Origin of the sequence: Stenotrophomonas sp. 364, from assembly GCF_009832905.1 — a bacterium.
GTDB lineage: Bacteria > Pseudomonadota > Gammaproteobacteria > Xanthomonadales > Xanthomonadaceae > Stenotrophomonas > Stenotrophomonas maltophilia_AP.
Genome location: NZ_CP047135.1, coordinates 4,071,277 through 4,090,365 on the forward strand (window position 1 = coordinate 4,071,277; position 19,089 = coordinate 4,090,365).

Annotated in this window: 18 protein-coding genes and 1 pseudogene; 13 read left to right on the plus strand and 6 right to left on the minus strand. The window is 67.6% G+C overall.

Going from position 1 to position 19,089, the window contains the following annotated elements:
* The first annotated feature begins 64 nt into the window (after positions 1-64).
* The 3 genes from GQ674_RS18230 to GQ674_RS18240 are packed head-to-tail and all read left to right on the plus strand — an operon-like array spanning position 65 to position 2,291.
* Positions 65-307: a PepSY domain-containing protein gene (locus GQ674_RS18230; RefSeq protein ID WP_328803887.1), complete on the plus strand. Its 243-nt coding sequence runs from the start codon at positions 65-67 to the stop codon at positions 305-307.
* Positions 307-969, plus strand: coding sequence for a response regulator transcription factor (locus GQ674_RS18235; RefSeq protein WP_038685747.1), 663 nt, complete (start codon positions 307-309; stop codon positions 967-969). The genes GQ674_RS18230 and GQ674_RS18235 overlap by 1 nt, the downstream gene beginning before the upstream one ends.
* Positions 966-2,291 carry a HAMP domain-containing sensor histidine kinase gene (locus GQ674_RS18240; RefSeq protein ID WP_159498197.1) on the plus strand — a complete coding sequence of 442 codons (1,326 nt, stop codon included), beginning with the start codon at positions 966-968 and terminating at the stop codon, positions 2,289-2,291. Before GQ674_RS18235 ends, GQ674_RS18240 begins: the two co-directional genes overlap by 4 nt.
* A gap of 461 nt (positions 2,292-2,752) precedes the next feature.
* Here the strand turns inward: GQ674_RS18240 and GQ674_RS18245 are convergent, their stop codons facing one another.
* Positions 2,753-3,076 carry a DUF6122 family protein gene (locus tag GQ674_RS18245; protein ID WP_137190643.1) on the minus strand — a complete coding sequence of 108 codons (324 nt, stop codon included), beginning with the start codon at positions 3,074-3,076 and terminating at the stop codon, positions 2,753-2,755.
* A 136-nt stretch (positions 3,077-3,212) separates the two neighbouring features.
* Entirely contained in the window at positions 3,213-5,102 is a 1,890-nt protein-coding gene (gene speA, locus GQ674_RS18250) for an arginine decarboxylase (protein ID WP_159498198.1), read from the minus strand.
* A 191-nt stretch (positions 5,103-5,293) separates the two neighbouring features.
* On the opposite strand from speA, the gene speE reads away from it, so the two are divergent.
* The gene (gene speE, locus GQ674_RS18255) at positions 5,294-6,148 is read left to right on the plus strand and encodes a polyamine aminopropyltransferase (RefSeq protein WP_159498199.1); all 855 of its coding nucleotides are present in this window, start codon (positions 5,294-5,296) and stop codon (positions 6,146-6,148) included.
* Positions 6,149-6,446: 298 nt separating this feature from the next.
* Here speE and GQ674_RS18260 read toward each other — a convergent pair whose 3' ends face one another.
* On the minus strand, positions 6,447-7,352 hold the full coding sequence (locus tag GQ674_RS18260) for an aspartyl/asparaginyl beta-hydroxylase domain-containing protein (RefSeq protein WP_201290179.1): 906 nt from the start codon (positions 7,350-7,352) through the stop codon (positions 6,447-6,449).
* Positions 7,353-7,924: 572 nt separating this feature from the next.
* On the opposite strand from GQ674_RS18260, the gene GQ674_RS18265 reads away from it, so the two are divergent.
* A complete protein-coding gene (locus GQ674_RS18265) occupies positions 7,925-8,581 on the plus strand; it encodes an RIO1 family regulatory kinase/ATPase (protein ID WP_159498200.1) in 657 nt (218 codons plus the stop codon).
* An 80-nt stretch (positions 8,582-8,661) separates the two neighbouring features.
* On the opposite strand, the gene GQ674_RS18270 is transcribed toward GQ674_RS18265, so the two are convergent.
* Complete coding sequence (locus GQ674_RS18270) at positions 8,662-9,000, minus strand: P-II family nitrogen regulator (protein ID WP_038685739.1); 339 nt, start codon at positions 8,998-9,000, stop codon at positions 8,662-8,664.
* A gap of 126 nt (positions 9,001-9,126) precedes the next feature.
* Between GQ674_RS18270 and GQ674_RS18275 the strand changes: the two genes are divergently transcribed.
* The gene (locus GQ674_RS18275) at positions 9,127-9,387 is read left to right on the plus strand and encodes an accessory factor UbiK family protein (protein WP_159498201.1); all 261 of its coding nucleotides are present in this window, start codon (positions 9,127-9,129) and stop codon (positions 9,385-9,387) included.
* Between the two features lie 11 nt (positions 9,388-9,398).
* On the opposite strand, the gene yidA is transcribed toward GQ674_RS18275, so the two are convergent.
* Positions 9,399-10,238, minus strand: coding sequence for a sugar-phosphatase (yidA, locus tag GQ674_RS18280; RefSeq protein ID WP_159498202.1), 840 nt, complete (start codon positions 10,236-10,238; stop codon positions 9,399-9,401).
* A 162-nt stretch (positions 10,239-10,400) separates the two neighbouring features.
* Here yidA and GQ674_RS18285 point away from each other — a divergent pair, with 162 nt between their 5' ends.
* From GQ674_RS18285 to GQ674_RS18310, 6 genes are all read left to right on the plus strand, one after another.
* Positions 10,401-11,903 (plus strand): YifB family Mg chelatase-like AAA ATPase, encoded by a 1,503-nt coding sequence (locus GQ674_RS18285; protein WP_159498203.1) that lies wholly within the window; start codon positions 10,401-10,403, stop codon positions 11,901-11,903.
* A 158-nt stretch (positions 11,904-12,061) separates the two neighbouring features.
* Positions 12,062-13,063, plus strand: a complete 1,002-nt coding sequence (locus GQ674_RS18290) for a TIGR03571 family LLM class oxidoreductase (protein ID WP_159498204.1) — start codon at positions 12,062-12,064, stop codon at positions 13,061-13,063.
* A gap of 52 nt (positions 13,064-13,115) precedes the next feature.
* The gene (locus tag GQ674_RS18295; protein ID WP_159498205.1) at positions 13,116-14,117 is read left to right on the plus strand and encodes an aldo/keto reductase; all 1,002 of its coding nucleotides are present in this window, start codon (positions 13,116-13,118) and stop codon (positions 14,115-14,117) included.
* A 260-nt stretch (positions 14,118-14,377) separates the two neighbouring features.
* The gene (locus GQ674_RS18300) at positions 14,378-14,647 is read left to right on the plus strand and encodes a helix-turn-helix domain-containing protein (RefSeq protein WP_159498206.1); all 270 of its coding nucleotides are present in this window, start codon (positions 14,378-14,380) and stop codon (positions 14,645-14,647) included.
* Positions 14,644-16,026, plus strand: coding sequence for a HipA domain-containing protein (locus GQ674_RS18305; protein ID WP_236546123.1), 1,383 nt, complete (start codon positions 14,644-14,646; stop codon positions 16,024-16,026). The genes GQ674_RS18300 and GQ674_RS18305 overlap by 4 nt, the downstream gene beginning before the upstream one ends.
* 40 nt (positions 16,027-16,066) lie before the next feature.
* The gene (locus GQ674_RS18310) at positions 16,067-16,738 is read left to right on the plus strand and encodes a VOC family protein (protein WP_159498207.1); all 672 of its coding nucleotides are present in this window, start codon (positions 16,067-16,069) and stop codon (positions 16,736-16,738) included.
* Between the two features lie 811 nt (positions 16,739-17,549).
* Here the strand turns inward: GQ674_RS18310 and GQ674_RS21745 are convergent.
* Positions 17,550-18,020: pseudogene (locus GQ674_RS21745) on the minus strand (TPM domain-containing protein); the annotation flags it as partial.
* A 571-nt stretch (positions 18,021-18,591) separates the two neighbouring features.
* On the opposite strand from GQ674_RS21745, the gene GQ674_RS18320 reads away from it, so the two are divergent.
* Complete coding sequence (locus tag GQ674_RS18320) at positions 18,592-19,083, plus strand: GNAT family N-acetyltransferase (protein ID WP_159498208.1); 492 nt, start codon at positions 18,592-18,594, stop codon at positions 19,081-19,083.
* Positions 19,084-19,089: the final 6 nt, after the last annotated feature.

Sequence of the window (19,089 nt, forward strand, 5' to 3'; positions counted from 1 at the left end):
AGGCATGACTTTTGCCGCGTCCCTGTTGCTGCCCGTGCTGCTGGCCTTGAGCCCGCAGGAGCCCATGCGCGTGCACGAGGGCGGCAGCCGCCAGCAGGAAGCGGTGCGCCAGGCCGTGCGCCAGGGCCGGCTGGTGCCGCTGCAGCAGGTGGTGGCCGACGCCCTGCGCCGCTACCCCGGCACGCTGGTGGAAGTGGAGCTGGACGACGGCAAGTACGAGATCGAGATCCTCGGCGCCAACGGCGTGGTGATGGAGCTGGATTACGATGCCGCTACCGGGCGCCTGTTGAAGATGGAAGAAGATTGATGCGGATCCTGCTTGCCGAGGACGATGCCCTGCTGGCCAACCGGCTGCAGGCCCTGTTGGAAGAAGCCGGCTACCTGGTGCTGCACAGCGCCGAGGGCCGCCAGGCCGAAGAGCTGGGCCAGATCGAGGACATCGCTGCGGCGGTGGTCGACCTGGGCCTGCCCGGGCTGGATGGCCTGAGCATCATCGAGCGCTGGCGCCAGGCCGGGCGCGGCTTCCCGGTGCTGGTGCTGACCGCCCGCGCCCGCTGGCACGACAAGCTGGCCGGCTTCGATGCCGGCGCCGACGACTACCTGACCAAACCGTTCCAGCCCGAAGAGCTGCTGCTGCGCCTGCGCGCGCTGATCCGGCGCAGCGCCGGCCACGCCAGCCCGCGCCTGCAATGCGGACCGCTGCTGCTGGACGTCAACGCCGGCCGCTTCGAACTGGACGGCGAACTGCTGCACCTGAGCCCGCAGGAGCAGCGCATCCTGAGCTACTTCCTGCACCATCCCGACGTGGTGATCAGCCGCTCGCGGCTGGGCGAGCACGTGTACGAGGCCGGCTTCGACCCCGATTCCAACACGCTGGACGTGCTGATCGGACGGATCCGCCGCAAGCTGGGCAGCGACCTCATCCATACCCATCGTGGGCAGGGCTTCCGCCTGTCGGCGCAGCCATGAACACCGGTTCGCTGCGTACCCGCCTACTGCTCGCCGGTGGCGTGGGGCTGGTGCTGGTGTCGGCGCTGGCCACGTGGTGGCTGGGGGCGATGTACGAGCGTTCGGCACGCAACGCACTGGACCAGCGCCTGGGCAACGAGCTGATCGCCGTGTTGGCGCTGGCCGAAAGCGATGCGCAGGGCCGCCTGCAGTTGCGCCGCGAACTGTTCGACGAACGCTACCAGCGGGTGTTTTCCGGGACCTACTGGCAGGTGCAGGACGCCCAGGGCCAACCGCTGGGGCAATCGCGCTCGTTGTGGGATGAAACCCTGACCACTCCGGCGACGCTGCGCACCGGGCCGGCGCAGGCCTTCGACACCACCGGCCCGCTGCAGGCCCCGCTGCGTGCGCTGGCCCAGCAGGTCACGTTGCCGCGGGTGCCCACGCCGCTGCGCGTGGTGGTGGCCACCGACCGCAGCGACCTGGACGCCCAGGTCAGCGCGTTCCGCCAGCGCACCGCGCTGGCGCTGGCCGTGCTGGTGGCCCTGTGGTTCGCGGTGCTGGTCACCCAGGTGCATTACGGCCTGCGCCCGCTGGCCGAACTGAGCCGCATCGCCGGCCAGGTCCGCAACGGCGAGAACGTGCGCTTTCCGCAGCAGGGGCTGGTCAAGGAAGTGGCGCCCCTGGCGGTGCAGCTCAACGACCTGCTGGACCACCATCAGCGCATGGTGGTGCGTGCGCGCCGCAGTGCCGAGGACCTCGCACATGCCTTGAAGACGCCGCTGACGGTACTGATGACCGAAGCCGAGGGCGATGGCAGCGACTGGCGCCAGACCCTGCGCAGCGAAACCGCGCGCATGCAGGCCAGCATCGAGCGCTACCTGGCCGCCGGGATCGGCGCCGACAGCCAGCAGCGCACCGTGGTGGCGCCGGTGATGGGCGCGCTGTGCAGTTTGATGCAGCGCGTGCACAACGAGCGCGGGCTGGTGTTCGACCAGGACCCGGATGCGCAGGGCCTGTTTGCCGGGGCACGCGAAGACCTGGAGGAAATGCTCGGCAACCTGCTCGACAATGCCGGCAAGTGGGCCGCGCATACGGTGCGTGTCAGCGTGCGCCACGAGGGCAACAAACTGCACATCCGCGTGGAGGACGATGGCCCGGGGTTGCCGGATGCGGAGTTGCAGCGCGTGCTTGAGCGTGGGGTGCGGCTGGACCAGCGCGCGGCCGGCAGCGGCCTGGGCCTGGCGATCGTGGCGGACATCGCCGAAAGTTACGGTGGCACCTTGGTGCTGGCCAATACCCACCCGGGGTTGAGGGCGACGTTGACGTTGCCGGCGGGCTGACCGGCGGTGGTCCCTACCGGACCCAAATGCGCGTAAAGCCGACCGTTGGTCGGCCGCATTTCGCGAACAATCGAACGTGCCCATGCTGGTAGAGCCGACCGTTGGTCGGCTGCATTTCGCGAACAACCGAACGCGCCCGTGCTGGTAGAGCCGACCGTTGGTCGGCTGTATTTCGCGAGCAATCGAACGTGCCCGTGGTGTACGTCAGCCGACCAACGGTCGGCTCTACCCGGGCTGAAATCGCGGCCGCTCGTATGGTCGGCTGCACTTCACGAACAATCGAACGCGCCCGTGCAGGTAGAGCCGACCGTTGGTCGGCTGCATTTCGCGAACAATCGAACGTGCCCATGCTGGTAGAGCCGACCGTTGGTCGGCTGCATTTCGCGAACAGCCGAATGTGTCCGTGGTGTACGTCAGCCGACCAACGGTCGGCTCTACCGGGGGATCGGATGGTCGGTGTTTCAACGCGCCTGGTGCATCCACCAGCAATCGATGGCGTCCAGCACGATGTGGATGATCAGCCCGATGCCGAACAACCGTGTTTTCTTCGGCACACACAGGCCCGCGTAGACCGCAATCGCGGGCGCGGTATGCAGGGGATGGAAGCCGATGCTGCAGCGGTTCGGGGCGTAGATCGGGTCGGCCAGCAGGTGGTCCAGGTCGATGATCCAGCCCAGCAACAGCAGCGCCCACGCCGACAGAAAGCGCTTGCGCCAAAACATCCACGCCAGCAACGCCGGCACGGCGGCATGCAGGAACAGATGGAAGATCGCGCGTGCGCTCATGAGCCGGCTGCCGTGTTGAAAAAGAAAACCCAGCCGCCACGTAGCGCCGGGCTCTGCCCGGCGGTATGCCCGGCAACGGGAAGCGTGCCGCAGCTAGCAGCCGGGCAGCGCCCGGCGCTACGCGGGTGCCGCTGGCTCAGACCAGCGGCTCGTCGGACAGGTAGGTGTACCCGGTCAGGCCCGCTTCCAGCGCGTCGGACAGTTCCTGTGCACGCGCCGGCGACAGCTTCGCCGCCGCCACGCGTTCGGCATAGCTGGCACGCAGGTCGGCCAGGCTGTAGCCCACGTAGTCCAGCATCACGTCGGTGGTGTCGCCGCGGCGCTGCTGGGTGATCGCGTAGCCATCGGCGTCGGCCAGCACTTCCACCGCGTCGGTATCGCCGAACAGGTTGTGGATGTCGCCCAGGATTTCCTGGTACGCGCCCACCATGAAGAACGCGATGCGGTAGCTCTCGCCCGGGTTCAGCGCGTGCAGCGGCAGCGAGCTGTCCAGGCTCTCGTTCTCGACGTAGGTCTTGACCATGCCATCGGAATCGCAGGTCATGTCGGCAATGATGCCGCGGCGCTGCGGCTGCTCGTTCAGGCGCTCGATCGGCACGATCGGGAACACCTGGTCGATCGCCCAGGCATCGGGGATCGACTCGAACACGCTGAAGTTGACGAAGTACTTGTCCACCAGGCGTTCGTTCAACTCGTCCAACGCCGGCCGGTGGCTCTTCTCGTCGTAGCTCAGGCGCGCACGCACCGCATGGGCGATGGCGTAGAACAGGTCGTCGATGCGGGCGCGCTGCGGCAGGTCGATCTGGCCCAGCGCATAGCTGGACAGGCCTTCGGCATGGAAGTGCTGCGCTTCCTGGAACAGCTCCACCGCCGGGCGCTCGTCCAGCTCGGCATGGATCTCGCGCAGGTGGCGGATCGCCGCCGGCTCGTCGTCGTGCTGGTCCGGCACGCGGCCTTCCTGCGCCTCTTCCACCTCGGACACATTGGCAATCAGCACCGCGTGGTGCGCGGTCATCGCGCGGCCGCACTCGGTAACGATGCGCGGCGGGGTCAGGCCGTGTTCTTCGCAGGCATTGGCCAGCGGCTGCACGATGTTGCTGGCGTACGAATTGAGCCCGTAGTTGATCGAGCAGAAGCTGCGCGAGCGGGTGCCTTCGTAATCCACGCCCAGGCCGCCGCCGACATCCACGTGGGTGATCTTCGCGCCCAGGCGCGAGAGCTCCACGAAGTAGCGGGTGGCTTCGCGCATGCCGTTGGCGATGTCGCGCACGTTGGAGATCTGCGAGCCCATGTGGAAATGCAGCAGGCTCAGGCAGTCGGCGTACTCGGTGTCGCGCAGCGACTTCCACAGGTCCAGCAGCTGGCGCGGGGACAGGCCGAACTTGGCCTTGTCGCCGCCGCTGTTCTGCCACTTGCCCGCACCCAGCGACGCCAGGCGCATGCGCACGCCCAGGCCCGGCTTCACATCCAGCGCCTTGGATTCCTCCAGCACCAGCTTCAGCTCGGACGGCTTCTCGATGACGATGAAGGTCTGCAGGCCCAGCTTGCGGCCGATCAGGGCCAGGCGGATGTACTCGCGGTCCTTGTAGCCATTGCAGACGATCAGCCCGCCCGGGCGAGACAGCGCCAGCACGGCCATCAGCTCGGGCTTGCTGCCCGCTTCCAGGCCGAAGCCCTCGCCGTGGTGGCTGGCCAGGGTGCCGGCCACGCCACGGTGCTGGTTGACCTTGATCGGGTACACGGCGGTGTAGCCGCCCGGGTACTCCCAGTCGGCCTGGGCCTGCGCGAACGCGGCCTGCAGCTTGCCCAGGCGCTGGCCCAGGATGTCCGGGAAGCGCACCAGCAGCGGCAGCTTGGCGCCGGCCTCTCGGGCGGCGTCCACGATCTTGGGCAAGGACACCACCGGGCCGTCCTGGCCAGTCGGTCTCACCACCATGTGTCCTGCCTGATCCACGTCGAAGTAGCCATCCGCCCAATGCGGAATCGAGTAGGTCTTGCGGGCTTGGTCGAGGGACCAATCGGTCATTTCAGTGGGCCTGGTTGGTAAAAAAGGGGGTGCATGATAACGCCTATGTGGCGACAGCTCCGTTATCATGCGCGCCCGCGCCCGTGCTCAGGCTTGAAACCTGAACGGGCAACCCGTCCGGACGTGGCTTGCGCCACGCGGCACCGCCGCCAGCCCGGCTCCAACACCCTTCCGAACAGGACTGCTATTCCATGACTGACAACAACAACTGGTACATCGAGCACTTCGAGCGCACCGGCTCGGCCATCGGCTACCGCCTGAGCGGCAAGCTGGATGAAGTGCAGTCGCCGTTCCAGAAGATCGAGATCTTCGCGACCACCGACTGGGGCAACCTGATGACCATCGATGGCGCCATCATGCTGACCAGCAAGGACAACTTCTTCTACCACGAGATGATCAGCCACCCGGTGCTGTTCACCCACGCCGCGCCCAAGCGCGTGGTGATCATCGGCGGCGGCGACTGCGGCACCCTGCGCGAAGTGCTCAAACACAAGGGCGTGGAGAGCGTGACCCAGTGCGACATCGACGAGCAGGTCACCGTGATGGCCCGCAAGCACTTTCCGGAGCTGTGCGATTCCAACGACGACCCGCGCGCCGAGCTGATGTTCGACGACGGCGTGGCCTACATGGCCAACTGCCCGGCCGGCAGCGTGGACGTGGTGATCGTGGATTCCACCGACCCGGTCGGCCCGGGCGAAGGCCTGTTCAACAAGGCCTTCTACGAGAGCTGCTTCAAGGCCCTCAAGGACGACGGCATCCTGGTGCAGCAGTCCGAATCGCCGCTGATGCAGCTGGACCTGATCAACGAAATGCGCACCGAGATGGGCAAGGCGGGCTTCGGTTCGTTCAAGACCCTGCCGTTCCCGCAGCCGTGCTACCCCACCGGCTGGTGGAGCGTGACCCTGGCCCGCAAGGGCGAGAGCAGCTTCGACTTCCGCCAGGCCGATTCGGCTGGCAAGGCGTTCGACACGCTGTACTACACCGCCGCGCTGCACACCGGCGTGCTGGTCACCCCGCCGTTCGTGGCGGCGGCCCTGAAGGGCTGATGCGGTAAGCGCCGGTGTCGATCGTTGCCGCGCTGTGCGCGGCCAGCCGACCAACGGTCGGCTCTACCGGTCGATGCCGACGTTGGCATTGACCCGGTCGGTGCCGGCGTTGGCGTTGACCGGTCGGCGTCGGGTTCGGCATTGACCGGAAAACCCCGCGATGGCGGTAGGCACCGACCGTTGGTCGGTGCTGCCCACCTCCACGCAGGCAACAAAAAACCCGCGCTGGCAACAGCGCGGGTTTTTTGCGTTTCCGGTAGTGCCGGCCGCTGGCCGGCAACCCCATGAACCCCTGGCCTCAGATCGCCCAGATCCCGGCAATCACGGCCAGCACCAGGCCCCACTTGATCACCTGGTAGGCCACCACGCTGCGCTCGCGCAGCGCCTTGGCCTTCAGCCGCACCTTGTACACGCCGCCAAACGCCTTGTTGACCCCACCGGTGGGGTCGCCCGGCAGGTTCGGCGAGGCGCCACCGGCCAGCAGCGTGGACGCCACCGCGCGGTTGAACAGGCCCGGCAGGCCGAAGCGCAGCGGGCGGGCGATGTCGCAGAACAGGATCACCCGGTCGTCGGGCGTCTCGTTGTGCGCGTGGTGGATGTAGGTCTCATCGAACATCATCCACTCGCCATCACGCCAGCTCTTCTTGATGCCATCCACCACGATGTAGCAGCCATCGTCGTTGGGCGTGGTCAGGCCCAGGTGCAGGCGCAGCGAACCGGCGAACGGGTCGCGGTGCGGGCGCAGCTCGCTGCCCGAGGGCAGCTGCGCGAACATCGCCGCGCGCACGTCCGGCAGCGACTCCAGCAGCGCGGTGGTCTTCGGGCACAGGGCCTTGGCCGACGAATGCGACGGGCCGTACCACTTCAGGTAGAAGCGCTTCCAGCCGCGGCGGAAGAACGAATTGAAGCCGGCATCGTTGAACGTGCTGGACGCGGCGATCTTGTCCGCATCGCGCAGCGCCAGCGCCTCGTCGCGGATCATCTGCCAGTTCTGGCGCAACGGTTCCAGCTGCGGGAATTCCTTGCCCGGGTCCAGGAACGGCGTGGTCGGCACCTTCGAGAACATGTACATGATCACGTTGATGGGGGCCATGAAGCTGGAGTGGTCCAGCAGCTGCCGCGACCAGCGCGCGCGCACCTTGCCACGGAAATGGATATACAGCACGCAGGCGATGAACAGCGCTGCCAGCACGATCTTGGTCATCAGTCTTCCTCCGGCAGGGCCGGAACCGAAACGTGGGGGCGATGCACGGCAGATACCGGCACCGGTAAGGCGTCAGGGGGCGGGGACGTGCCAGAGAGGGGCGGCCGCCCATGTCGCGATCAACGGCGTATGGTCGGCACCGGGTGCGCCGGGGTCAAGCGGGCGGTGGGGCCTGTTCAGCGCGCCGTGCCTGAACGCGGGGCCTGGACTACCCCGATGCACCGCCACCCCCTCACCGCCGCCTACCCGCCCCTCAGCGAGGCCTACCAAGGCTTTTTTCGCGATGGTCGGCGTTGCTGCGCCACGCACTACTGGCGTTCCTTGAACGCATTGCCCAGCCGGCCGTTCCGCAAGCGCTTGATCGATAACGCAATTCTAGCGAGTGATACAGAATTGTCCGATTTCACGTGACGAACTGTTCCACCCCCGGCTACGACATTTCTCCGACATTCTCTGGATTGGTGTACTGGTGAGTATTAAAATTAACGAAATCTTGATACCCACCCCTCCCCAGTAGCAGCACCGGTACGCCTGACGCTTTGCGCCGTCCACCGGGTCGCCCAAAGAACGCCATGAATACTCCTGTTGCTTCGTGTGTCGGCACCGACACCGCCCCGGCCGAGCTGCTCAAGCGCGGCGAACGCCTGCTTGAACCGGACGTCTACCGCACCTGCCTCAACGGCCAGCAGGCCGTGGTCAAGGACTACACCCGTTACCGCGGCACGCCGCTGTCGCCAGTGGCGCGCCTGCTGGTGCGCCGCGAGGCCCGCATCCTGCAGCGCCTGAGTGGCTGGAAGCATGCCCCGGCCCTATTGGGCACCATCGGCGGGCTGGCGCTGGGCATGGAGTTCATTCCCGGCCAGACCCTGAGCGCGGCCCAGTCGGTCGGCGCGGAGGTGTTCGAGCAGCTGCAGTACGCCCTCACCCGCCTGCACGCGGCCGGCATCACCCACAACGACCTGCATGGCACCAACGTGATGGTCAGCGGCGGGGTGCCGGTGCTGGTGGACTTCACCTCGGCCTGGCGCAGCCCGCGCTGGCTGCCGGTGCACCCGGTTTCGCGCCAGCTGCGCCGCAGCGACATGAAGAACCTATTGAAGATGCGCCAGCGCCTGACCGGCCTGACGCCCACGCCGTCGCAGGCCGCACTGGTGGCCGACCCGCGCTGGGTGGCCAGCCTGCGCGTGGGCTGGAAGCGCTTCTACCGCTGGTTCAAGGGCCACGCATAAACCCGGCCGCTGTTTCGGCCATACCAACCCCACCCGCTTACAGCGGACCGTAGTGCCAGGCTCTGCCCGGCAAACACAACTTACAGCGCGTCAGCGTCCAGCTCACCGGTGCGGATGCGCACCACGCTGCCCAGGTCGTACACGAACACCTTGCCGTCGCCGATCTTGCCGGTGCCGGCGGCCTTCACGATGGCCTCCACCACTTCCTCGACCTGGCCATCGGTGACGGCCACCTCGATCTTCACCTTGGGCAGGAAGTCCACCACGTACTCCGCGCCGCGGTACAGCTCGGTATGTCCCTTCTGGCGCCCGAAGCCTTTCACCTCGGTGACCGTGATCCCGGTGACGCCGCGCTCGGCCAGTGCTTCGCGCACGTCGTCGAGCTTGAACGGCTTGAGCACCGCCATGACCATCTTCATTCTGCTTGGCTCCTGTATTCCGGCGAGCGAGGATAACGCCTGTCCCCCGGTGAACGCGATGCGCGCGGTCAGTGCCGGCGCCGGCGTGGCGGACTATCCTTAGCGTATACCCTGCGGAGCAGTAGCATGATCGACCTCAACCACCTTGATGACCTGGCCCGTCGCCTGAGCGACATGGTCCCGCCGGGCCTGCGCCAGTCGCGCGAGGAACTGCAGGCCACCTTCAAGACCGCGCTGCAGGCCGGGCTGGGCAAACTGGACCTGGTCACCCGCGAGGAATTCGACGTACAGCGCGCGGTGCTGCTCAAGACCCGCGAAAAGCTGGAGGCGCTGGAAAAGACCGTGGCCGAGCTGGAAGCGCGCAGCAGCGACACGCCGGCAGGCTGAGCCAGGCCGCATCAGGCCGTTTGCAGCACAAACCGCTCGATCGCCAGCGCCACGCCGTCCTCGGCGTTGGTCGCGGTTTCGAAGCGCGCCGTCTGTTTCACCGCCTCGATCGCGTTGCCCATCGCCACGCTGGTCCCGGCGAACTGGAGCATGGTCAGGTCGTTCTCCTGATCGCCGAGTGCCATCACGTTGGCCGCGTCCACGCCCAGGTGCGCGGCCAGCTTCTGCAGGCTCGGTCCCTTGCCCGCCCGGTGGTCGAACACCTCCAGGAAGAACGGCGCGCTCTTGAGCACCGCGAAACGGTCGGTCAGTTCCGATGGCAGGCGCGCGATCGCTGCATCCAGCACGTGCGGCTCGTCGATCATCATCAGCTTGATGAACTGCATCGCCGGGTCCATGTCCTCCACCCGCCGGTACGACAGCGGCACGTGCGACAGGTGCGAATCGGCCACCGTGTAGATGCTGATGTCCTGGTTGGGCGTGTACATGCGCCGGCCATCCAGCGCCTGGAAGTGGATGCCCAGATCACGCGCGATGCGTTCGCAGAACAGGAAGTCCTCGAAGCTCAGCGGGTACTCGACCACGCGCTGGCCGCTGCCGAGGTTCTCCACCACCGCGCCATTGCAGGCGATGCAGAACTCCGCATCGCCCTCGATCCCCAGCTCGGCCAGGAAAGGCGCCAGCCCGGACACCGGCCGGCCGCTGGCCAGCACCACCCGCACGCCCTGCGCGCGGGCCGCGGCAATGGCCTGCTTCACCCGCGGCGTGAGCTTGTGGGCGGGGTTGAGCAGGGTGCCATCCATATCAATGGCGATGAGGTGGACCGGGCTGGGGTGGTGCGGCATATCCATCAGGTTGAATGTTCGGGCGATGCAGGGAGGCGTCCAGTCTAGCGGCAGCGCATGAACGGCCGCGACCGCAGAAGCCCGACGCCACGCCGGTGCGAGCGCCTACATACCGGGCTGCGCGCAGCCGCCATCATCGCCCTCACCCCAACCAACCCCGGTAACCGCATGAGCCTGGCGCTGGTCCACAGCCGTGCCCGCGCAGGCGTCAACGCGCCTGCCGTCCGCATTGAAGTACTGCTCTCCGGCGGCCTGCCGCACACCCAGATGGTGGGCCTGCCGGAAACCGCCGTGCGCGAATCGCGGGACCGCGTGCGTGCCGCCATCGTCTGTTCGCAATTCGAATTTCCACAGCGCCGCATCACCATCAACCTGGCCCCGGCCGACCTGCCCAAGGAAGGCGGACGCTTTGATCTGGCCATTGCGCTGGGCATCCTCGCCGCCAGCGGGCAGATCGATACGCAGGTCTTGTCGCGCTATGAATTCCTGGGCGAACTTGCGCTGACCGGTGAGCTACGCGGGGTGAACGGCGTGCTGCCCGCCGCGCTTGCCGCCGCCCGGCTCGGTCGCACCCTGATCGTCCCACCGGAAAACGCCGCCGAAGCCGGCTTGGCCGGGCACGCGGATGTGCGCGTGGCGCGGACACTGCTGGAAGCATGCGCTGGTCTGAGTGAGCGCACGTTGCCCAAGGCCCTGCCTGCCGACGTCGCCAGCCTGCCCATGCCCGACCTGCGCGACGTACGCGGCCAACCGCAGGCACGGCGAGCGCTCGAGGTAGCCGCTGCCGGGGGCCACCACCTGTTGCTGATCGGCACGCCGGGCTGCGGCAAGACGCTGCTGGCCTCGCGGTTGCCCGGCATCCTGCCCGACGCCACCGAGCTGGAGGCACTGGAGACCGCCACGGTGGCGTCCTGCACCGGCGGCGGCATCGACACCGCGCGTTGGCGGCAGCGCCCGTACCGATCACCGCACCACACCGCCAGCGCGGTGTCGCTGGTGGGCGGCGGCTCGTTCCCGCGTCCGGGCGAAATATCGCTGGCACACAACGGCGTGCTGTTCCTGGATGAACTGCCCGAGTGGAGCCGGCACGCCCTGGAGGTACTGCGCGAGCCATTGGAGTCCGGCCAGGTGGTGGTCGCCCGCGCCTCACGCAGTGAAGCATTTCCCGCACGCTTCCAGCTGGTGGCGGCGATGAACCCCTGCCCCTGCGGCTGGGCCGGCGACCGGAGCGGACGCTGTCGCTGCGCCGTGGATGGCATCCAGCGCTATCGCGGTCGCGTGTCCGGCCCGCTGCTGGACCGCATCGACCTGCATGTGGAGGTGCCGCGGTTGGAGCCGCACGAACTCCGCGATGACACGCCGTACGGCGAAGACAGCAGCACGGTGCGGGCGCGGGTGGTGGCAGCGCGCGAGGTGCAGCTGGGCCGCAGCGAGAAGGCCAATGCGCAGTTGCAGCCCGGCGAGCTGGCGCAGCATTGCCGGCTGTCTACTGCGGATCGGCAACTACTTGAGGATGCGGTCGAACGACTGCAGCTGTCCGCGCGGTCGATGCATCGCATTCTTCGCGTGGCGCGGACGGTGGCCGACCTGGAGGGGAGTGAGGGCATTCGGACGGCGCATGTGGCCGAGGCGATCGGGTATCGCCAGTTGGATCGCGGTGGGGGTGCATGAATCGATAGCCGTCCCGCTGGATTGGCTGAATCCCAGCTTCCCGCTCGTTGACTATTGATTCCAGCGCAAAAGAAATTCCCGCATTCCCCGCTTACTCCGCAAAGATCCAGCCACCAGACTGTCGGCCACCCGTACCAACGGCCCCACTGGATCTCCCCATGTCCCCCGCCTCGCACGCACCCAACGCCAGCGCCCTCTCCCGCCTCACCGCCGGCGGCTTCAGCATCGGTGTGGAAGCGCCGCTGGACAACGACTGGACCCCCGCTGGCGAACTCGCCCGACGGAACAGCGGCCGGCTGCCCGGCGAGCCAGACATGCAGCGCCATGCGGACCTGGCCAAGCTGGTGGACCAGCTCGGCTTCCGGGCGTTGTGGGTGCGCGACGTGCCCGTCTACGACCCGTCCTTCGGCGATGCCGCGCAGGTGTTCGAGGTGTTCACCTACCTTGGCTACCTGGCCGGCATTACCCAGGACATCCTGCTGGGCACCGCCGCCGTGGTGCTACCCATCCGCGAGCCGCTGCTGACGCTCAAGGCTGCCGCCACGGTGCAGCAGCTCAGCGGCAACCGCTTGCTGATGGGCGTGGCCAGCGGCGACCGCCCGGTGGAGTACCCGCTGTTCGGCCGCGACTTCCCCGGTCGGGGCGCCAACTTCCGCAGCCAGGTAGACCTGCTGCGCGACCACGCGCGCGCGCACCTGCCCGAACCGCTGGACCTGCTGCCCCGCCCGTCCGCGCCGCTGCCGCTGCTGGTGGCCGGGCTTTCTCAGCAAACCCCTGCCTGGATCGGCCAGCACATGGATGGCAGCCTGGCCTTCCCTGGCACACCCGAAGAGCACGCCCGACGCGTGGCCGCGTGGCGCGCGGTTGCGGGTACCAAGCCGTATGCCAGCTTCATCCACATGGAACTGGACGCGCACCCGGATGCACCGATGCGCCGCTGGCGCTTCGGCTTCACGGGCGGGCGCAACGCATTGATCACCGAACTGCACGCCATGCGCGCGGCGGGCGTCGATCACATCGGCCTGCACGTGCGGCGCAACCAGCGCCCGATGGAGGAAACCTTCCACGAGATCGCCGAGTACGTGCTGCCGCTTTTCCATTCCCAACCCGCGGCCGACCGCTCGCCGAACGCAGCCCTGCCGGAAATCGCAGGCGCGTAGGCGAGCCATTTGCTTCCGCCCGCCGCACACCTCCCCCACATCGAGACCCCCCATGCGCATTTCAGTCCCCACCCGGTTGGGCTTCGGCACCGCCCCGCTTGGCAACATGTACCGCAACATCCCCGAGCAGGAAGCCCTCGACACCGTAGAGGCCGCCTGGCAACAGGGCGTCCGCTACTTCGACGCTGCCCCCATGTACGGCGCCGGCCTTGCCGAGCTCCGGCTGGGCACGGCGTTGCAGCAGCACCGGCGCGACGACTACGTACTCAGCACGAAGGTGGGGCGCTTGATCCTGGATGAGCGCGAAGACACCACGCAGCGCGACCTCGGCGAGAAAGGCGGCCTGTTCGAGCACGGCCTGCCCAACAAGATCGTCTATGACTACACCGCCGACGGCACGCTGCGCGCCATCGAGGCCAGCCTGACGCGCCTGAAGACCGACCGCCTGGACATCGTGTGGATTCACGACCCCGCCCGCGACTTCCACGGCGAAGGCTGGCGCGACGTATTCGACATCGCCATGAACGGCGCGGCCAAGGCCCTGACCCGGCTGCGCGAGGAAGGCGTCATCAGCGCCTGGGGTCTAGGCGTCAACCGCGTGGAACCGTGCGAAATGGCGCTGCAGCAGGCCGACCCGGACGGCTTCCTGATCGCCGGCCGGTACACCCTGCTGGACCACGCCGACGCACTGCGCACCCTGATGCCGGCAAGCACCGCGCGCGGCCTGGGCATCGTGGTGGGCGGCCCGTACAACTCCGGCATCCTGGCCGGCGGCACGCACTACGAATACCAGCAGGCCACGCCCGACATCCTGGCCCGCGTGGACGCCCTGCGTGCGGTGTGCGCCGCGTTCAACGTGGACATCCGCGCGGCCGCCCTGCAGTTCTCGCTGGCGCATCCGGCCGTAGCGGCGGTGATTCCCGGCGCCAGCCAGCCGAGCCGCATCGCAGAGAACCTGGCGTTGGTGGATGCGGAGATTCCGGCTGCGTTCTGGCATGCGCTGCGCACGCGTGGGTTGGTGGCGGTGGATGCACCGCTGCCGCAGGCGGGGTAAGGCACGTTGCTGCGGCATGGGAGATGGTCGTCATTGGCGGCCCCCGCGATCCTTTCCGGCCGGAACCGACCCCGCCCGAACAAATCCTTTCAATCGTGAGGATTTCTCTCCCTGTAGCGACGGAATGCGCGTGAATCCTTACAAGCATAAGGAATCTGACCAGACGGGGCGATGTACGGGCTGAATCCTCACGCTCATAAGGAATATGGCGTAATCTCCAGCTTCAAGCCAAGAGATCCGCACGATCACGAGGATTCCTCATGAAGGTCAAGCTGCAACGCGCCGAAGATCTGGGTGCCTTGGTGCGCGCCACCCGCAAGTACCAGGGCATGCGGCAGGACGACACCGCCGAGGGTATTGGCGTCAGCGAGAACTTCCTGGCCAAGGTCGAACGCGGCGGCGGAACCGTGCAATGGCAGAAGCTGTTCAATGTGCTGAGCGAGCTCGGTCTGCAGGTTGAGATCGACGTTCCGGATGCTGCCATGGCACGGTTGCACGAGCAGCCGAAGAAGAAGGGGCGCACGTCGTGACCCCGGCGCCCCCCAGCACCGGTGAGGCGTCGGCCGCAGACAGCGTGGCGACGGAACGCCTGCATGCACCCGAGCGCTCACTCCTGGCCACCATCGACGGCCAGACTGTGGGCACCCTGCAGGAGTACCGCAACCTGTGGCGCTTCGAGTACACGCGGGCATGGCATGACACTCCCGATGGGTTCGATCTGTCGCCGTGGCTGCCGCGCCGCGATGGGCGCATTGTCGATGGCAGCACGTCGCGGCCGGTGCAGTGGTACTTCGACAACCTGCTACCCGAAGAGCACCTGCGTGTACGCATCGCCGCCGAGGCGAACATCGCAGGCAACGATGACTTCGCCCTGCTGGCCCACGATGGCGCCGAGTCGGCCGGCTCACTGACGCTGCTGCCACCCGGCAAGATGCTGGCACCGGGCACCCGGGTGCCCTTGTCCGACGCGGAGCTGTCCCGCCGCATCGGCAGACTGCCCCGGTTCTCGCTCAGCAGTGGTGCGGAAAAGCGCATGTCGCTCGCCGGTGCGCAGCACAAGCTGGCGGTGATTGAAGACGATGGCCTGTACCAGCCAGTCGGCGATGCAGCGTCCACGCATATCCTCAAGCCCGACAGCAGCGATCCCGATTACCCCCACACGGTGATCAACGAGTGGTTCACCCTGCGGCTGGCGCGTGCCATGGGCCTGCCAACCCCCGATGTGCAACGCCGCTACGTGCCCGAGCCGGTGTTCCTGATCGCGCGCTTCGACCGCGAGGTCACCGGCGACGGCGTCCGCCGCCTGCATGCCATCGACGGCTGCCAGCTGCTCAACTTGCCACGTAGCGCCAAGTACGCCTCCGCAACCGTGCAGAACCTGGCGGCCATAGTTGAACACTGCCGCGAGAAGCTCAGCGCACGGCGTCGCCTGTTCGACTGGTTGGTCTTCAATGTGTTGGTCGGCAACGATGACGCCCATTTGAAGAACCTGAGTTTCAGGGTGGGCAAGGATGGTGTCGACCTGGCGCCGCATTACGACCTGCTCAGCACCGTGGCGGGAAGCACACGCGCCTACAAGCATGAGAATGCGGCGTGGCCGCAGGCATCAACCGTGGCGGGAGACATCATGGGGGTGAAGCGCTTTGCCGACATCACGCCAGAGGTGCTCATCGAAGCAGCGGTCGCGCTGAAGCTCCCGGCGCGCATGGCACAGCGACGCGTGGCCACCATGGCCGCCACCATCGTTGGCGAAGCCGAGGCGCTCTATGCCACCGTGGAGCAGGAGAACCCGCAGTGGGCCAGCGTAGCCGGCGTCACCCTGGAAGGTGAGATGCGCATGCTGCGAACCATCATCCATGGGGTGATCAAACACATGGCCGCGCAGCTGCAAATCCCCGCAGCCACGTAACCACTGGACGCCTGCCCCGCACCGTCGCACCATGGCAGGCATGCGCATTGAACAGCTCACGCTCCCCACTGCCGACGTTGCCGCCACGGCCGCCTATTTCGCCGATGTGCTTCAGCTTCCCGTGCATGACGCAACGGTCACGCTCGGCTGGAGCCAGCTCCACCTCATCCCCGCAGGCAATGTCCCCGTGGGCGGCGTCCACCTCGCCTTCAACGTGCCGCACAACCGCTTCGCCGCCGCCACCGCCTGGCTGGATGCGCGCGCCACGCGCCAACGCAATGCCGAAGGCCAGGAACATTTCACCTTCGAAGGCCGGTGGGATTCCGAATCCATCTACTTCACCGGGCCCGATGAGCTCATCCTCGAACTCATCGCCCGCCGTCGCCTGCCCGCGTCGGAGCGCACCGGCGCGTTCCACGGCAGCGAGATGACCTGCATCAGCGAGGTGGGCGTGCCGACCCACGCCGTCGCCGCGCTGCAGACCCGGATCGAAACCACGTTCGGCCTGGCGCCGCTGTCCACGCCCACGCCGTACTTCGCGCCGATGGGCGATGACGAGGGCCTGCTGATCGTGGTGGACGCCACCCGCCGCTGGTTCCCTGAGCAACGTTGGCTGCCCAATGCACAGGGCCTGCAGGTGCGGCTGAGCGGCGTGCATGCCGATGCGATGCTGGAAGATGCCGCACTGGGCTGGGGCGTGCAGTCGGCGTAACCCGGCGCTACCAGCTGCCCGAGGCCCCCCCGCCGCCACTGCGCCCGCCACCGCCGGACCAACTGCTGGACGAGCTGGACGAACTGCTGGACGAGCTGCTGCTCGAGTCGCGGTCGCTGCGCCGCGTGCGCCGCCCGCCCTTGCCCCGGCTGCCCGGCTGCGGGCGCTGGTGGAAGCCCATCACCATGGTCCAGGTGATGTAGAGGAAGAAGCCACCGGCAATCACCATCACCAGGCCCGCGTCATCACCGAAGTTCGCATAGGTGCGGTGGACCAGCCACGCGTACACCGCCGACACCCCGCACAGGAACACCAGCCGCACGAAGAACCCCAGCTTGCCGGTGCGCCAGCTGGTGCGTAGCGCGGCCACCCACAGGGTGACCAGGCCCACCGCAATGGACAGCACGAACACCAGCAGCAGGTGCAGCGCCAGGCTGGGAACCGGCCGGCCCATCGCCACACTGGCCACGCTTGCCCCCACCGCGGCCACCAGCAGGAATGAGAGCACCCAGCGCGCCCGGCGGCTGTCCACCCACAGCCAGCCCAGCACCATGGCCACCGGCACCAGCATGCCCATGGCGATCGCCAGCGCGGCCGTAGCGCCGGGGGTGATCAGCGCGCAGGCCAGCGCGCCCACGCACACCACCGCAAGCATGAGCGACGGAACCCGCCACCAGCGGCTGGGCACGCCACGCTGCCCCGCGCGGCGGGCCCATGCACCCACCAACGCCCCGGCCAGCAGTGCCAGCGCCACGATGCTGTCGCCACGGCGCCAGTCCTGCGGCAGGCGCACCACGTTGTCGGTCTCGGCAGGCAGCGGCAGCGCCTCGCCGTCGATCAGGCCCACCAGTAGCGCGCTGCCCTCGAGGATGCCCTGGCCGGGTTTGCCCTCGCGCAGCCGCGGAATGATGGCCTGGTCGATGATGCGCTGCGCATATGCATCGGGGATCGCCCCTTCCAGCCCGTAACCGGTCTGGATGCGCACGCGGCGGTCGCCCATCGCCAGCAGCAGCAACACGCCATCGTCCACGCCCTTGCGTCCGATCTGCCACTGGTCGAACACACGCTGCGAATAGGCTTCGATGCCCTCGTCGCCGGCACTGTCTACCACCAGCACCTGCAGCTGCGCACCGCGCCGTGCCTGCAGCTCCAGCGCCTGGGTGCGCAGTTGCTGGGCTTCATCGGCCGACAGCACCTGCACGGTGTCCACCACCGGGTCGTGCAGGTCGGGGATGGGGGTGGGCGCGGCCAGCGCCAGTACCGGCAGCAGGCACAGCACCATCACCCACTGCCACAGTTGCGTCGTCCTGGCGTGCATCACAGCGTCCGGTTGCTTGATGCCCGCATGCTACGCGATGCGCCGCAGCCCGGCGCAAACGAAGAAGCCCCGCATCACGCGGGGCTTCCGGGGGCGGCCGTGCCGGTGGCCGTCACTCTTCCTCGTCCTGCCACCCCTGCTGCTGGTTCTGGTTGCGCTGCTGCTCTTCCTGCTGCTGTTGCTGCTGGTCGCGTTGATTCTGGGAATCCTGCTTGCGCTGCTGGGTCATGGAAGGTCTCCGGAGCCCACCGGCGGAATGCCGGGGTGGGGCAATGCTGTGCAGCGCCGGGTTAAGGACGCGTGGGAGAAACCTCAGAAAATCGTCAAGCCAGCCGCACCCGCGCGCGTCCATGCCGCGTAGTGCCTGCAATGGCTGCGTTTGCGGGCGAATCGCCGTGCATATGGCGGTGCGGAATGGCCACATACCATTCCGCCCGCCGTGCCTGCTCAGCTGCGTGAATGGGCTACCTGTGCAGCAGCAAGGCAGCCGCCTATGATGGCCGCCACCCTCGCCCCACCCGGAAAGGAATGCCCCATGCGAGGACTCACGCTCAGCGCCGCCTCGGTTGCCGACACCGACGTGCTGCACCGCCTGCTGCAGCTGTATTACTTCGAAGCGTCGGCATGGAGCGGCGAGCAGATCGCCCCCGACGGCACCTACGACTGCGCCCGCGCCGATGTGGAAGCCAACCTGCGCGAGACGCCCACCTGGGCGCAGTTGCTGTGGCTGGACGGCGCGCTGTGCGGGTTCGTGCTGGTGGACGAGGTGGAGCACGAGGGCCACCGCATTCCCGAACTGGCCGACCTGTTCGTGCTGCCCACGCACCGCGGCAAGGGCATCGCACGCGAGGTGGTTGCCCGCCTGGTGGTGCCGGGTAGCGGCCGCTGGTTGCTGGCCACGTTCCGCAACGACACGGTGGCCCATGCGTTCTGGCGCCGGAACCTGCCGAAGATGGCCCTGACCATCGAGACGCCGGCGCCGCCCGACGACTCGGACTTCCACTTCTTCCTGATCAGCGCGGCGTAGCCCCCG